At 61.8% G+C, this 15,730-nt stretch carries 9 protein-coding genes; 2 read left to right on the top strand and 7 right to left on the bottom strand.

The genetic code is table 11. The features are described from left to right. Nucleotides 1-15 precede the first annotated feature (15 nt). The 5 genes from B5E42_RS08570 to B5E42_RS08550 all read right to left on the bottom strand — a co-directional run bounded on the left by B5E42_RS08570 (nt 16) and on the right by B5E42_RS08550 (nt 5,090). Complete coding sequence (locus B5E42_RS08570; protein WP_087238666.1) at nt 16-438, bottom strand: hypothetical protein; 423 nt, start codon at nt 436-438, stop codon at nt 16-18. Between the two features lie 113 nt (nt 439-551). Next, nucleotides 552-2,279, bottom strand: a complete 1,728-nt coding sequence (locus B5E42_RS08565) for a phospho-sugar mutase (RefSeq protein WP_087238664.1) — start codon at nt 2,277-2,279, stop codon at nt 552-554. Between the two features lie 126 nt (nt 2,280-2,405). Beyond that, nucleotides 2,406-2,894 carry a 23S rRNA (pseudouridine(1915)-N(3))-methyltransferase RlmH gene (gene rlmH / locus B5E42_RS08560; protein WP_087238662.1) on the bottom strand — a complete coding sequence of 163 codons (489 nt, stop codon included), beginning with the start codon at nt 2,892-2,894 and terminating at the stop codon, nt 2,406-2,408. Further along, nucleotides 2,891-3,679, bottom strand: coding sequence for an MBL fold metallo-hydrolase (locus B5E42_RS08555; protein ID WP_087238661.1), 789 nt, complete (start codon nt 3,677-3,679; stop codon nt 2,891-2,893). Before B5E42_RS08555 ends, rlmH begins: the two co-directional genes overlap by 4 nt. 118 nt (nt 3,680-3,797) lie before the next feature. Then, nucleotides 3,798-5,090, bottom strand: a complete 1,293-nt coding sequence (locus B5E42_RS08550; RefSeq protein WP_087238659.1) for a UDP-N-acetylglucosamine 1-carboxyvinyltransferase — start codon at nt 5,088-5,090, stop codon at nt 3,798-3,800. Between the two features lie 526 nt (nt 5,091-5,616). Here B5E42_RS08550 and B5E42_RS08545 point away from each other — a divergent pair. Continuing rightward, the gene (locus B5E42_RS08545) at nt 5,617-9,741 is read left to right on the top strand and encodes an S-layer homology domain-containing protein (RefSeq protein ID WP_087238657.1); all 4,125 of its coding nucleotides are present in this window, start codon (nt 5,617-5,619) and stop codon (nt 9,739-9,741) included. Nucleotides 9,742-9,810: 69 nt separating this feature from the next. On the opposite strand, the gene B5E42_RS08540 is transcribed toward B5E42_RS08545, so the two are convergent. After that, nucleotides 9,811-10,206, bottom strand: a complete 396-nt coding sequence (locus B5E42_RS08540) for a hypothetical protein (protein WP_087238655.1) — start codon at nt 10,204-10,206, stop codon at nt 9,811-9,813. A 113-nt stretch (nt 10,207-10,319) separates the two neighbouring features. Here B5E42_RS08540 and B5E42_RS08535 point away from each other — a divergent pair, with 113 nt between their 5' ends. Then, nucleotides 10,320-10,736, top strand: a complete 417-nt coding sequence (locus B5E42_RS08535) for a hypothetical protein (RefSeq protein ID WP_087238653.1) — start codon at nt 10,320-10,322, stop codon at nt 10,734-10,736. Nucleotides 10,737-10,788: 52 nt separating this feature from the next. Here B5E42_RS08535 and B5E42_RS08530 read toward each other — a convergent pair whose 3' ends face one another. After that, the gene (locus B5E42_RS08530) at nt 10,789-14,943 is read right to left on the bottom strand and encodes an S-layer homology domain-containing protein (protein WP_087238651.1); all 4,155 of its coding nucleotides are present in this window, start codon (nt 14,941-14,943) and stop codon (nt 10,789-10,791) included. Between the last annotated feature and the right edge of the window lie 787 nt (nt 14,944-15,730).

Here is a 15,730-nt window from a genome sequence, read left to right as displayed (position 1 = left end):
GCCCGGGGGCTCCTTTTATACCAGTGCCAGATAATAGTAGGTTTCGCCGGAGCTGTTGGTGCTGGTGCCCAGGCTGTCCCGCACCTGGAAGCCGCTGGCCGTAAGACTGAGCAGATAGTTGCTTGTCATACCCGGCACAGCGAGGAACTCCCCCACAAAGACCGCCCTGGGCGCACACCCCAGGTCGATGGTTCTGGTGTTGGCCCCGTTGCCCGTGTAGCTACCGGTGAGGGTCTCGCACTTGGCCTCATCCAGCGCCCCGCACGCCTGGGTCAGCTCCGTCTTGTCCGCCTTCAGGGCCAGCGCCGTGTTGGCCGCCGTCTCCACCCCCTTGACGGCGGCGTCGATTTTCTGGAAATCGGTGTTGAAGTCGGTGCGCAGGAAGCTGTCGCTGGCCTCCCACTGGTGCAGCTGATAATTGGTTGTATAGCTTGCCATAAAAAATCCCTCCCGGTTGTCAAAGCCGGGAGGGATCTTCGGTACAGGGGAATACGGGCAGGACGGGCCGCCGAGGGCGGCGATTCCGTAAGGCAGGCGGATGATATCCGTCCTTACTTCTTCAGGGTCTCGGCCCAGGCGGTATAGGCGGCCACCTTGGCGTCGCACTCGGCGCGGTCGGCGCCTCTTGCCAGGATGTAGACCTTGACCTTGGGCTCGGTGCCGGAGGGCCGGACGATAAGGCTGGTGCCGTCGGCCATCTCATAGCGCAGCACGTTGGAACCGGACAGCTCCATGGTGCTCTTCGCGCCGTCAGCCACGTTGACCACGCTTCCGTCCTGATAGTCCTTCTGCTGGAGCACGCCCACGCCGGCGATCTCCACCGGGGGCTTGGCCCGCAGATCGGCCATCAGCTGGGCCATCTTCTTCAGACCGTCCAGGCCGGGCATCACCAGGTTCAGGGTCTTTTCCCCGTAATAGCCGTACTTCTCATAGCAGGCCAGCAGGGCGTCGTACAGGGTCATGCCCTGCCCGGCGTACCAGGCGGCCATCTCGGTGAGGGCCAGGGCGGCGGTGACCGCGTCCTTGTCCCGGACGTAGTCGCCCAGCATGTAGCCGTAGCTCTCCTCGTAGGCGAAGATCACCTTGCCCTCGCCGGCGTTCTCCAGCTTGTCCTTCTTCTCGGCCAGGAACTTGAAGCCGGTGAAGGTGTCATAGCAGGCCAGGCCGTTGTCCTCGGCCACCTTGCGGGCCATCTCGGTGGTGACGATGGTCTTGAGGGCCACCGGCTTGTCCGGCATCTTGCCGGTGCGGCGTTTGGCGCCGATCAGGTAGTCCAGCAGCAGCACGCCGGTCTGGTTGCCGGTGAGCACCTTGAACTCCCCGTCGCCGGTCTTGACCATGATGCCCACCCGGTCGGCGTCGGGGTCAGAGCCCAGAATGAAGTCGGCCCCCTCCTTTTTCGCCAGCTCCACCGCCAGGGCGAAGCCCTCCGGGTTCTCCGGGTTGGGGGAGACCACGGTGGGGAAGTTGCCGTCGATGACCATCTGCTCGGGCACGCAGATGACGTGCTTCATGCCCAGGCGCTTGAGGGCCTCGGGAATCAGCTTGTAGCCGGTGCCGTGGAAGGGGGTGTACACCATCTTGAAGGTGTCGGCCACCTTGTCCACCGCCGCCTTGTCGTTGACCTGGCCCATGACGTTGGACAGGAACTTCTCGTCGGTCTCTTCGCCCATGACGGTGATCAGGCCCTTGGAAACCGCCTCGTCATAGTCCATCCGCTTGATGGAGTCGAACAGATCCAGCTCCTCCATCTTCTTGGCGATGGCGGAGGCGTGGTGGGGGGGCAGCTGGGCCCCGTCCTGCCAGTAGACCTTGTAGCCGTTGTACTCCTTGGGGTTGTGGCTGGCGGTGACGTTCACGCCGGCGATGCAGCCGTACTCCCGCACGGCGAAGGACAGCTCCGGCGTGGGGCGGAGGGACTCAAAGATGCGCACCGGAATGCCGTTGCCCGCCATGACACAGGCGGTCTCCCGGGCGAACTCCTGGGAGTGGTTGCGGCAGTCGTAGCACACGGCCACGCCCCGCTTGGCGGCCGCCTCGCCCTCGGCCAGGATCACCTCGGCAAAGGCCTGGGTGGCGTGGCGGATCACGTGGACGTTCATCTGGTGCAGGCCGACGCACATGGTGCCCCGCAGGCCGGCGGTGCCGAACTCCAGAGGGGCGAAGAACCGGCTCTCGATCTCCTTCTCGTCGCCGGCGATGCCCCGTAGCTCCTCCTTCTCCGCCTCGCTGAGGGCGGGGCTGTTGAGCCATTTTTCATACACATCACGATAGGACATGGGACTTACCTCCAATACCAATCTGTCAAAATTCGGGCGTGAACGCTTTCCAGCTGTTGTGATTATATCACAAATAACCGGCAATAGCTACCCTGTCTTTTGACGAATCATGGAAAATTCCGGGTCTCACTTGTGGTAGCTGGAGCCCTCGTCAATCTTGAAAGCCCGATAGAGCTGCTCCAGCAGCATGACCCGGGCCAGGTGGTGGGGGAAGGTCATGGGAGACATGGACAGGCGCAGCCGGGCCAGGGCCTTGATGTTCGGATGGAGGCCGTAGGAGCCGCCGATCACAAAGGCCAGGGAGCCAGTGCCCGCGGCGCTCCAGCCCGCCAGCAGGCGGGAGAGCGCCTCGCTGGACTTCTCCTCCCCCTCCACACACAGGGCCACCAGGGCCGCACCAGGGGCCAGCCTGGCCCGGATGGCGGCCCCCTCCTTCTCCAGTGCGGCGTCGATCTGGGCCCGGGAGGGATTGGCGGGCAGCCGCTCCTCGGGCAGCTCCACCACCTGGAGCCTGCAGTAGGCGCCCAGCCGCTTGACGTACTCCGCCGCCGCGTCGATGTAGAACTTCTCCTTCATCTTGCCCACGCAGAGGAGCTGCACATGGATGCCCTTCATACCGGATACCTCCTGCCTGCCTCGCTGCGGGGGGCCACCTCCAGGATCACATCCCGCCCCACCGCCGCGCCCCGCCGCTCCAGCAGGGCGCGCACCACCTCGTGGGCCCGCTGGGGGGTGTTGTTCTCGTGGGACAGGTGGGCCAGTACCACCGTGCGGGCGCCGCCCTCCACCGCTGTCCAGGCCAGCTCGGCCCCCGCCTCGTTGGACAGGTGCCCCCGGTCGCCCAGGATCCGTGCCTTCAGATAGTAGGGATAGGGCCCGGACTGGAGCCACTCCACGTCGTGGTTGGCCTCGCACACCAGCAGATCCGCCCCCCGGATGCCCTTCAGCACCTCCGGCGTCACATAGCCCAGGTCGGTGACCACGGCGGCCTTCCGCCCCCCGGCGGACAGGGCAAAGCCCGTGCTCTCCGCCGCGTCGTGGGGGGTGGAAAAGCTCTCCACGTCGATGCCGCCCACCGAGAAGCCCTCCCCAGGGGTCACCGGGTGGAACAGCTCCTCCAGAAAGGCGATGCGGTAGCACAGCTGCCGCCCCGTCCCCCGGCTGGCATACACAGGGAGCCGCAGCTGCTTGGTCAGGGTGGCCAGGCCGGCCATATGGTCGGTGTGCTCGTGGGTGATCAGCACCCCCGCCAGCTCCCTGGGATCCACGCCCAGGGCCTTGAGGCTGTTGGTGATGCGGCGGCAGGAGATGCCTGCGTCCACCAGGATATGGGTGCGGCCGTCGCTCACCAGCAGGCTGTTGCCGCTGGAGCCGCTGGCCAGGGTACAAAGTTCCAGCACAGAAGTCGCTCCTTGCTATGTAAGATGATCGCATAAAAAAGGGGGGCCTGCGCCCCCCCCAGCCTGTCAAAAAGGCTTTTCGACAGGCCGCTGAACTTTTTGAAACTTTTTTGAAGGGTTATCCCACCTGCATCTGCTTGCCCTCGTCGGGGGTCACCACCACGCGGATGTCCGCCCCCACGCCGGAGAGCTTGCGCACAATGTCCTCATAACCCCGCTCGATGTGGTGGATGCAGCTGATCTCCGTGGTGCCCTGGGCCGCCAGGCCGGCGATCACCATGGCCGCCCCGGCCCGCAGGTCGCAGGCCTGGATCTTGGCGCCGGTGAGGCTCTCCACCCCCTCGATGACGGCGATCTTGCCGTCCACCTGGATCTGGGCCCCCATGCGGCGGAACTCGTCCACATAGCGGTAGCGGTTGTCCCACACGCCCTCGGTGAGTACACTGGTGCCCTCCGCCAGGCAGAGCACCGCGGCGATCTGGGGCTGCATGTCCGTGGGGAAGCCGGGATAGGGCAGGGTCTTCACGTTGGTGCGGGTGAGCCTGCCGGTGCGGCGCACCAGCACCGCGTCGTCCCGCTCGTCCACGTCCACTCCCATCTCCAGCAGCTTGGCCGTGATGCACTCCAGGTGCTTGGGGATCACGTTTTTAATCAGCACCTCGCCGCCGGCGGCGGCCACCGCCGCCATGTAGGTGCCCGCCTCGATCTGGTCGGGAATGATGGAGTAGACGCCGCCGCTCAGGCGCTCCACCCCGCGGATTTTGATCACGTCGGTGCCGGCGCCCATGATGTCGGCGCCCATGGAGTTGAGGAAGTTGGCCAGATCCACCACATGGGGCTCCTTGGCGGCGTTCTCAATGACCGTCATGCCGTCGGCCAGCACGGCGGCCAGCATGATGTTCATGGTGGCCCCCACGGATACGATATCCAGATAGATCTGGGTGCCCAGCATCCGCCCGGACTTGGCCTTGGCATGGATGAAGCCGCCCCGTACGTCCACGTCGGCCCCCATGGCCACAAAGCCCTTGATGTGCTGGTCGATGGGGCGGCCGCCGAAGTCGCAGCCGCCCGGCGGCGGCACCTCCGCCGAGCCGAACCGCCCCAGCAGAGCGCCAATGAGATAGTAGGAGGCGCGGATTTTCCGCGCCAGCTCGTCAGGCACCCGGGAATTGCGGATATGGGAGCAGTCAATGTCCACCGTGGTGCGGTTGACGGTGCGGACATCGGCCCCCAGCTCCTGAAGAATATTTAAGATCAGTGTCACATCGCTGATCTGGGGAATATTTTCAATGCGGCAAACACCGTCCACCAGAAGGGCGGCCGGTATGATGGCAACAGCGGCATTTTTGGCGCCGCTGATATCGATCTCTCCAAAAAGCGGCTTTCCGCCGTGAATCACATATTTTGTCAAAGCTACAACCCTCTATTCCTTCCGCCGCAGCCCGTTCCAGGCCCGGCAGCATCCCAAAAGCCGGAGGTTCGCCGGCCCGTTGTATGTTCAAAAACAGGTACGCTCCATGGCAGAGCGCTCCAATACGAGTACATTATAGCAGATCTCCGGATAAAATCAAAGAAAATTTCTTTCTCTTTTTTCCGCCGCCTTCTAACCTTCAAAATACCCCGTTTCCCCAGGTTCTATACCCACACTGTGTTTTGAGGTCATGTCTACCAAATGTCTACCAAATCAATCCCGCAATTCATTGGCGCGCAGCGGTTTCCCGCTGCGCGCCCTTTCTTTTGCCGCCTCATGTCTACCAAATGTCTACCATGGGAACATTTAAGCCGCAAATCAAGCTAAAATTGTCTGAATACCGCAGGATTTCCTCACTTCAAACCGCATGTAAGGGTCGTCATACGGCTCTGATTTCCCTATTTTACCGGATATTGGGACTATATGGCAACTCCGGCCTCAAATTTTAGAAGGAGGAAAATCCAAGATGAGAAACCTCAAACGGGCTCTCAGCCTGGTGCTGGCCGTCGTTATGGTCATTGGCCTGATGGTCGTCGGCGCTGGCGCTGTGAGCTACAACGATTTCTCCGACCGGGAAGAGATCGTGAACAAGGATGCGGTTTCCATGCTGACCACGCTGGAGATTATCCAGGGCCTGCCCGATGGCTCCTATGATCCCACTGGCAACGTGGACCGCGCTCAGATGGCGAAGATGATCTCCGTCACTCTGACCAACAACCAGAACTGCGATACCCTGTACACCAATGTGGACAGCGGCCTGACCGACATCGCAGCCAACTGGGCCCGCGGCTTCATCAACTACTGCTATGTGCGCGGCATCATTGCCGGCCGCGGCGACAACACCTTCGACCCCAGCGCCAACGTGACCGGCGTTGAGGCCGCCAAGATGCTGCTGGCCGCCCTGGGCTACAACGCCGACATCGAGGGCCTGGTCGGCCCCGACTGGGCGCTGAACACCGCCGCCCTGGCCCAGCAGCTGGGCATCTTCCGCAACTTCACCAAGGACGTGAGCGAGCCTCTGAACCGTGACGACGCGGCTCTGCTGATCTACAACGCCCTGGACGTGGAGCTGATCCAGGAGTACCGCAACGGCTACGCCATTTCCTATGACGACCACCGCACCATTCTGAGCTCCGTGTTCGGCGTGATGCGCGTCGAGGGCGTGGTTGTGGGCAACGAGTGGGCTCAGCTGGAGCAGACCGACTCCGAGGCCGCCCTGCGCGAGGGCCGCACCACCCTGGAGAACGTGATCGTGTACGACTCCACCACCGCCAACACCGTGGTGGACGAGGGCGTGCGCTATGACGGCGTGGTGCCCTTCAATGTGACCACCCCCGTGGACTACATGGGCAAGGCCGTGACCCTGTACGTGGAGAAGACCACCGTGCTGTCCAACTCCAAGGTCATCGGCGTGGCCACCAAGGACGACATGAACGTGATCCTGACCACCGCCTCCACCGAGGACACCTCTAAGGACTACCTGAAGGGCACCGGCGTGACCGTGGACGAGGACACCGAGTACTATGTCAACTACGGCTACCAGGCCAACGAGGCCGCCGCCATTGAGACCATCAATGAGCACGCCAACTATGACCTGGATCAGACCGAGGATTACTTCGTGGCCAACGGCATTGAGGTCGAGGTCATCGACAACAACGACGACGGCAAGGCCGAGTACGTCCTGTACACCATGGAGACTCTGTCCGAGGTTCGCTCCTACAGCGAGCGCAACGAGGAGTTCACCCTGTACGCCCCCGGCCGCGACCCCAAGGGCGAGCTGGACAACACCGCTGACTCCTTCGCCGTGGACTTCGAGGACGCCGTGTACCCCAACGGCGACACCATCGCCACCGACGACCTGGTGCTGTACGTCCAGTACGGCGGCCGCACCTACATCACCCTGCCCGAGATCGTCTCCGGCACCATGACCCGTCTGGACCGCGACGAGGATAATGAGCTGTACATCACCCTGGACAATGGTAAGGAGTACCGCCAGTCCTTCATCCCCGACGCCGCCTCCAAGGTGGACGTGGAGCTGACCCACTTCGACATCGACGAGCCCGAGACCCGTGAGACGGAGCCCGGCTTCGACGACATGTTCGACTTCATCCTGGACTCCAACGGCTACGTGGTCGCCATCCGGCCCACTGAGGAGCCCGAGATCAACTACGGCCTGGTCATCGAGTCCGCCTGGACCCAGAACGCCCTGACCAAGGAGGGCGAGATCAAGATCCTGAAGGCCGACGGCACCACCGCCAAGTACGACATCGACTGGGATGCTTCCGTGGATCCCGCCTTTGGTGACGACAGCGACAAGCTGGAAGCCTACCTGGGCACCCGCGACGTGAACACCTCCGGCGGTTCCGCTCAGAGCAACCTGAACGCCGCCGTGGGCACCGTGATCCTCTACTCCCTGAACGAGGACGAGACCGAGCTGACCATCAACAAGGTTCTGGGCCTGCATGAGGATCGCATTGTGGACGGCCTCGTGACCGCTCCCAAGACCAACACCGACCGCAACTTCGGCGACGGCAAGGACGACACCTATGCCTATATCGACAAGAACGATAAGGCCCCTGTGACTGCCGCTCAGACCGACAGCAACCTGGAGTGGACTCTGGACGAGGACTACGACAAGGGCGACGCCTCCATCTTCCTGACCAGCAAGGTCGGCAACGACGACGTGGAGTACGCCATTGACCGCAACACCGTGGCCTTCTACTTCGTCCGCAACGCTGACGGAACCATCTCCTACAGCGCCGCCATCGGCTGGAACAACATGGGCGACGTGGACGCCTATAACAAGGACAACAAGGATCTGAACGTGGACGTGCAGGTCTACCCCGTGGAGAAGAAGACCGCCGACAAGACCTGGGAGACCACCCACCTGGCCGAGGTCGTTCTGATCAACGCCGAGACCGTGGTTACCAGCCGCGACTACATGCTGGTTCTGTCCCGCAACGCCTACACCAAGGACGACACCCTGTGGCTGAACGTGGTCTTTGAGGATGGCACCGCCAAGGAGATTGAAATCGACGAGTACAGCAAGAGCACCTTCAATCCCGAGGACACCACCTGCTACATGAACGCCTATGCCTATGTGGAGAACGCCGACGGCACCTACGACATCGTTGACGGTACCCGCATCGAGGACTACAACGCCGAGCTGCTGCTCAACGGCACCGTGGAGAATACCAAGAACGAGATCTACGCGCTGCCCGACGACGCCGACGTGTGGGATGTCACCGACATGACCACCGCCAAGGACGACATCCGTGAGGGTGAGTTCTCCTACATCGAGTGCCACTCCGTCATCGTTCCCACCACCGTGAACGGCCGCACCATCCGCACCGCCTTCGTGTGGGAGATCGACGACACCACCGAGACTCCCGTCCAGGGTGCCCGCTACACCGACAACGTCACCCGCGACAGCCTCACCGGCGCCTATGAGCTGCGTTGGCATGATGTCAACAGCTCCCGCCCCACCATCAACGACGTGCGCGACCTGATGGCCGACTTCCTGGGCGAGAACATCGTCAGTGTTACCTGGGACGCCGCCATCGGTACCGCTGGCGGCTGGAATGTGACCACCGGCGGCGACTCTTGGAGTGATTGGGGCATGTACGAGGTCGAGTCTATCCAGGTTCACTACGTCTCTTATGGCGGAGAGTATTATTGGATGGATCGTAATGCTGGTTACACTGCTACCTTCGATGCTTCTGAAGCTCTGAAGAAAGACACCACTGGAGACGTGGCGGTTATCATTGAGGGCAAGGTCGACGTCAAGGATAGCGGCGTGTCTTACACGACCGGAAATAGCGAGTTCACCTATTCCTGGCCTGGCATCATCATGGATGTTGCCCTCACTGACGGCTATCAGGTTAAGGCCGCGGGCGGCGTGACCTTCAAGTACGACAGCGATGGCAACGGCACCTATGATGCGACCTATACTCCCAGCTCCACCACTTATGTGGCCGACGGTGTGGTACTCGAGGTTACCGGCGACAAGGCTGGTTCCGGCAAGTACGTGCAGTTCACCGAGGACGGCGTCGCGTTTACCGACCCGTACCGTCTGAGCGGCACCAAGAACACCACTGAGTACACCGTGACCAAGCCCGTCACCATTGGCGAGCTCCAGGTTGCCGAGGTGTTCTACAATGGTGACAGCCTGGGCTTCTGGAAGGATAACGATCTGGTGTACTTTGACACCACTTCTACCAGCTTCTTGATCGATACCAACATTGGCACTCCTGTGGCTGGTACGGTTATCAACGCCAACGGCAGAGAGGCTGTGTATACACTCGATATGGGTGCCAACGGCGATGACGGTGAGATCTTTATTTGGGATGCCTATACCGTGGCCGACCAGACTGACAGCGATGTTAAGATCTTTGCCTCGCTGAGCGACGCGAAGACTGGTAGCCCTGAGCTCACCTATAGCAATTCTGTTGCTGTGGGCACTGAGCTGTTTGTAACCGCGACGGGCACTCCCACTAGCAGCACCATCACCCTGACCCCCGTTACCGGTGAGACCGGGATCTATAGCTTTACGGTTTCTGGTAACGTCACAGCTGGAGATATTCACGACTAATTTAGAGAATTCTGAATTCTCCTAAAGGTCAGATCCCCCCGGGCAATTTGCCCGGGGGGATCTTTTTACCTATTGGATAGCGGCATAGGTATAACTTTGGCCGTTTTTGTTTGCGCAGTAGTCCCCATAGCCACTGACAAACTGCACGATGAAGCCGGTGGTGTTTAGACCCAGCATATTGTGTCCGCCCTGCTGGGTGACCATTGTGTCGTACACACCCCCATGCACCCAGAGAGCCTTGGGGCGGAACCCGAGGCTCACCGTCTTGGAAGAGCCGTTGCCGGTGTAGGAGCCCGTCACGATCCGGGCCTTTCCGGCGGCGGTGCTGGCCGCGCCTGCGGCGGCGTCCGCCGCCGATTTGATGCCCGCGTCGATTTTGGCAAAGTCCTCGTTGAAATCCGTGCGCAGGAAGTCGTCGCTGGCCTCCCACTGGTGCAGCTGATAATTGGTTGTATAACTTGCCATAAAAATCCCTCCCGGGTGCCGGCGCCCGCAGGGCGGCGCGGGACGGCAGGACGCGGCCGCGGCTCCCCGTACCGCGCCGGGCCGCCCTCCCGCGCCGCCGGGAGGGATGAACCATGGCAACCTATACGGCAAATTATGGGCTCCACCAGTGGGTGCCCGGCGACAACTTTCTCCGCACCGACTTCAATACCGATTTTCAGAAGATCGACGCGGGGATCAAGGCGGCTCTGTCAACCGCCCAGGGCAAGGCGGAAATCGTTACCGGCACTTACACCGGGGACGGCACACAAAATCGCCTGATTAACCTGGGTTTTCAGCCACGGGGCGTGCTGGTGGAGACCTCCTGGGGCGCCCGGGGCGGCGTTACCCAGGCCCGGGCGGGTATGGCGGTAGCCGGCGGCCCCCTGGCCCCACAAGACGGCCAGCCATGCCTCTTCATGACCTCCGGAGGTTTCCGGGTGGTTCGGGGCAGTACCGGCGAGCAGACCAATAACGAGGGGTATACATATTATTATCTGGCGGTGAAATAGGGAAAACCCCCGGGCTTTGCCCGGGGGTTTTCGGTGCTGTCGAAGCGTAGAATTACTCGGTCAGAGTAGCGGTGAAGGTGGTGGTAGCGCCGCCCTCGAAGGTGACGGTCACAACCAGCTCAATGCTGTCGCCGCTAGTCCAAGTGGTAATGGTATCCGAACTATTGGCAAAATCGGTGAACGTAAGCTTGTTGCTAGAAATGTTAGAAGTGCTGGCTACATCTGTGTAGGTAGTGCCGTCGGCATTCACAGTCGCCGCAACACTCTTAAAGGCAGCCTTCATAGAAGCAGGCAGGTTGGTTGCAATCCCCAGATACCCGCAAGCAGTGGCAACCTGTTGACCGTTAGCCACAGCAGTGGACTCAGTCGGGACGAGGCCCACAAAGATGGGGGTCAGGTTGATGGGGCTGCTACTAACGTTGAGCTTGTCGCCAGCCTGATACAGCTTGGAGCCATCGCTCCAGCCGATGAACTGATAGCCAGTCTTGGCGGTCACCGCGGCGGGCAGAGTGTACTCGGAGTTCTCCATCACGGTCACATCGCGGGGCAGATCGCGGGCATCCATGTAAGTGGAGCCAGCGTCGGTGAAGGTGATCTGGATGTTGGCCCGAACCGCAACAGCATCAGCGGGGGCAACATTGCCCTCCAGCTCGAACTTCATGTTGCTGTCCACCAGATCAGCCAGAGCGCAGTCAGGATCCAGAGCGTAATTGGTGTCGGGAACCACAGTCAGCTCCGTGCCGCTGACCCAGAACCGAGCGCTGCCGTTGGTAGCGGTGTTGGGGGTGGAGGCAGAGTCCTTAATGGTGAGGTTGGCACCGGGCTCAACAGAGTAGGCAGTCTTCAGATCGAAGCAATTGTTGGCATCCTTGTTGGTGCTGACAACGGTGTACTTGCCCTCGCCAGCGGCGTTAACCGTCACGTCGGCGGCGGAGGCGGTGGTCTTATTCACCAGATAGGTATCGCCGTTGGTGCCCTTGAACTCGTAGTCCTCGCCATTGGCCAGATACTGAGCACTCTTGCCGTCACGGGTCACCTGGTAGACATTGATGGCCTGGATGTTGCGGATCATGGGGCCGTTGTCACCGATGCGGGCCTCAATCTGAGTAGTGATGGTCTCAGCATTGACGGTCAGAGCATTGTTGAACTCAACATCGGTATAACCCTCGCGCTCCAGCAGGTTGGTGATCTCGTTCATCAGGGTGATGGCGCCCACATGCTCGGGGTTGAAGATGCGCACGGTGGCGTTGTCCTCGTCCCAGGTGATGCGGAAGTCAGCGCCCACCTCGTCGCCGGAAGCGGCGCCGCCGTCCAGCACGTCCAGGATGTAAGCGGCACGGACCTCGTTGCACTTGGTGTCGAGGATCATGACGACCTCGCGGCCCACGTTGCGGGAGAAGCTGCCAGCGGGGGCCTTCTCGTCGCCCTCGTCCACGTCCTCCACGTTCCAGATCTGCTTGTCGTAGGAGAAGGTGTAGCCGTCCAGGTTCTTCAGGGTGCCGTCGGTGCCGTCATAGGCATCGTCGCGGTCGATGCGGTTGCTGCCGGCCTTGTCGCTGTACACGGCCACAGTGCCGTCGTTGACCTGCCAGGCATAGCCGTGGATCACGGGCAGCAGATCGTCCACATCGTCGTCGGCGGGGGTCAGGGTGGAGATACCGTTGGAGCCGGTGCGGTAGGCATAGGCGGTGCCGAAGTCGGTATCGTTGCGGAAGATGTCATCGTAGTCGTCGCGATCGATGGTCATCTGGCCCACGGTGCCGTCCATGTAGACCACGTTCAGGATCGCGCGGCTGGAGGAGACAGTGTTCTTGCTCAGCACGAACACGTAGTCCTTCTCAGCCTGGACGCCCACAGCGTCAAACAGGACCACACCGGCCAGATCGGTGGTGCTGCGGACATGCTCGGCTACGAAGGGCGCGTTGGTCACGTCGCTCATCTCATTGTAGCCCACGGCCACGCCGTAGTCATCGCCGCCGTTGGTGTAGTAGAAGGCAACCGTGTTGCGATCCACGGCCACCTGATCAGCATTGCCGTCGAAACGGATGCGGCCGGAGCCGGAGCTGTAGTTGGCGTCGGTGTCGTAGTTGACGTTGGTGTCGTTGTACTCGTCGATAGCGTTGCTGGCAATGTCATCAGTGGAACCCACGATGGAGGTGATGGTCAGCACATCGTCCTCAGTCAGGCTGTAGCCGATGACATAGCCCTTGGCGTTGCCGTCGCGGAAGGCGGTGTCGCTCTTGTCCTCGTCAGCGAAGACCTGGGTGCCCTGAGCGTCGTCCCAGGGAGCGGTGGCGGACAGATCGGAGTCGGCGGTGCCGAGGAAGCCCTTCAGCTCCTGGATGCCCTGGTTCTTCTTGTAGGAGAAATTCTGGACATCGGCAATCTGCTCGCCCACGTTCTTGGCGGAGGCGGAGAAGTTCAGGGTGTAGGTGCCCTCGGTGCCGTCGGGCAGCAGGACCTTCACCTTGCCGGAGGCGTCGGAAGCAAAGGCGCCGGGCTCATAGCCGGAATCCAGAACCAGCGCGTAGTCGTACAGACCGGCCTCGGAGGGCTGGAAGGCGATCACGTTGCCGTTGGAGTCCAGGATGAAGTCGTAGTCGGTGTCGAACTGGACACCCTCGGTGTAGCCGTTGTCCTGGTCGCACAGCTGGATATCGAACTCGTAGGTGTTGTCAGCGGTAGCGGCCTTGTACTGGATGTAGGAGGGGTGATAGTCGGTGCCGTCCACCTTGATGGTCTGCTCCTTGGTCTTGCTGGCCTGATAGGACTCCATCTGGCCGGTGACAACCTGGGGCTCGGACACATAGTAGCGGCCGCCATACTCAACCACCAGAACCAGATCGCTCTCGGCCAGGTCGGCCTCGGTCACGATGTCGGCATCATCAATGGCCTTGTTGTTGTTGAAGGCATTGATTGTGGTGGTCTCCTTGGAATTGTTCTTGGCAATGACCTGGGACAGGGACTCCTGCAGGTAGAGCACATAGTCCACGATACCGTCCTGATCGTTATCGATCACAGTCAGCTCGACACCGTAGCCGTTGGCCTTATCCTGCACGTTGTCCAGATGGGTATCGTCCTTGCCGAAGTCCATGGCAGCGGTAGCATCGTCAACACTGGCAACCTCGCCGTAGTTGACGTAGTACTCGGTACCGTTGCCCTCGCTCAGGCCGGTGCCCTTCAGGAAGTCCTTCAGGGTATCCTCGGTGTTCACGCTGGTGACGACGGTGTTAGCGCCATCCTTCAGATACACACCCAGCACCTCGGCGTTGGCCAGCACGGTGGTGTTGCGCACGTACATAGTCACGGTCTGGCCCAGCAGGTCAACGGAAGTGGACACGTTGAAGGTGGTGTCGGGACGGGACTGGCCGTCATCCACGCCGGGGCGGGTGTTGACGGTGTCGGAGTCCACCAGGCGGATGTCGCTCAGACGGGTCTTGCCAGCAGCCAGAGCCTCGTCGGAGTCGGTGCCGTCCAGGTAGGCCCACTCGTTACCCACAACCACGCCCTCCAGGCGGTACACACCGTACTTGGTGGACAGGATGGTGCGGTTGTCATCATAGGCGATGGCATAGCCGTTCTGGTAGCTCTGGATCATCTCGATGTCCAGGGCGTTGTACACCAGCAGGGCCGCGTTGTCGCGGGTCAGGGGGGCGCCGGTGGGGGCGTTCAGGTTGTCGAAGATGCCCAGGGTGGAGGCCAGAGCGGCAGTGCGGATGGCCCAGTCGTTGCCGGTCAGGCCCTCGATGCTGGCGTCGTAGCCGGCGGCCACCAGCAGCATCTTGGCGGCCTCGTTACCGGTAACAGTGGCACCGGGGTCAAACTTGCCGTTGCCGCGGCCGGCGATGATGCCCAGGCTGTAGCAGTAGTTGATGTAGCTCTCAGCCCAGTGGCCCGCCACGTCGGTCAGGCCGGTGTTCATCCCGGTGTACAGGCCGTCCACGTCGGCGCCCTGGTTCAGGATGGTGGCGATCATCTTCGCCATCTCGGCACGGGTCACATTGCCCGTGGGGTCAAAGTAGGAGCCGTCTTCCTTACCCTCGATCACACCAAGGATCGTGAGCAGAGAAACGGCGTCCTGGTTGACGATTTCGTCCTTATCGGAGAAGTCGTCGAGGCTCCCGGCAGCGCTGGCCCCGACAACCATCATGCCGATCAGCATGGCGGCAGCCAGAAGCAGGCTGAGAGCCCGTTTGAGGTTTCTCATTTGGATTTCCTCCTTCTAAAATTTGAGCTTCCGGGGGCATTTCGACACGAACTGACCAGTTCAGCCAAGTATGACTCCCCTTGCCTCTGGACAGATAATAAACCATCCCGCCCCAAAGGTCAACACCCCCGGGCCAAATGTAACAAACCTGTAAAACTCCGCCCGGCCCTTCCCAATGCCCCCAATTCCGACCGCCTCCGGGGTGTTTCGCGGGTATCCCCGGGGCCCTGTGGCGGATCCCTGGAGGCCCGGCCTGCGGATGGCTGCCGTGCCCGCCCCGGTATTTCAGAGGCATGGCACCGACGGCGGCCCGGCGGGCCAGGCAGGTACAGCGCAGCCGCTTTCAGGGCTTGCAGGGTAACCTCAATGCGTGCCACCCAAGGCGCGGCAGCGCCTGTCACGTAACTGCCAAGGGAGCGGGCGGCAATGCACGGTTGGCCTCTGCCCTGTCCGTACAGCCCACCGCCGCCATGAACCCCCGTACTGGGGGGCCAGGGTGGGCGGAGCCCCCCGGCCCTTCTTTCTCCCCATTTCTTCGGGAAGAAATGGGGGCGCCCGCCGCGCAGGCGTGCCCCCCCCCGGGGGGTACCCCGGCAAATAACGGCGGGGGCAAGCCCCCGCCCTACAGTGCATGGCAATTTCCGCGCCAGCCGGGCTTTTACCAGACGGGCGACCACAGGTCGCCCCTACGGACGGCGCGCCGAGTCGTCGCGCCCCACGGGCCAGCGGTTACGGGGGCAGACGGGCGGATGATATCCGCCCCTGCAGGGTATGTCGGTAATCGCCT

The sequence above is a fragment of the Flavonifractor sp. An10 genome (assembly GCF_002161215.1).
Lineage (GTDB): Bacteria > Bacillota > Clostridia > Oscillospirales > Oscillospiraceae > Flavonifractor > Flavonifractor avistercoris.
This window is presented reverse-complemented; position numbering and strand designations above follow the sequence as displayed.

Coding starts and splice junctions, on each gene's coding strand:
- B5E42_RS08570 (WP_087238666.1), bottom strand. CDS start 438: ATGGCAAGCTATACAACCAATTATCAGCTGCACCAGTGGGAGGCCAGC.
- B5E42_RS08565 (WP_087238664.1), bottom strand. CDS start 2,279: ATGTCCTATCGTGATGTGTATGAAAAATGGCTCAACAGCCCCGCCCTC.
- rlmH (WP_087238662.1), bottom strand. CDS start 2,894: ATGAAGGGCATCCATGTGCAGCTCCTCTGCGTGGGCAAGATGAAGGAG.
- B5E42_RS08545 (WP_087238657.1), top strand. CDS start 5,617: ATGAGAAACCTCAAACGGGCTCTCAGCCTGGTGCTGGCCGTCGTTATG.
- B5E42_RS08540 (WP_087238655.1), bottom strand. CDS start 10,206: ATGGCAAGTTATACAACCAATTATCAGCTGCACCAGTGGGAGGCCAGC.
- B5E42_RS08535 (WP_087238653.1), top strand. CDS start 10,320: ATGGCAACCTATACGGCAAATTATGGGCTCCACCAGTGGGTGCCCGGC.
- B5E42_RS08530 (WP_087238651.1), bottom strand. CDS start 14,943: ATGAGAAACCTCAAACGGGCTCTCAGCCTGCTTCTGGCTGCCGCCATG.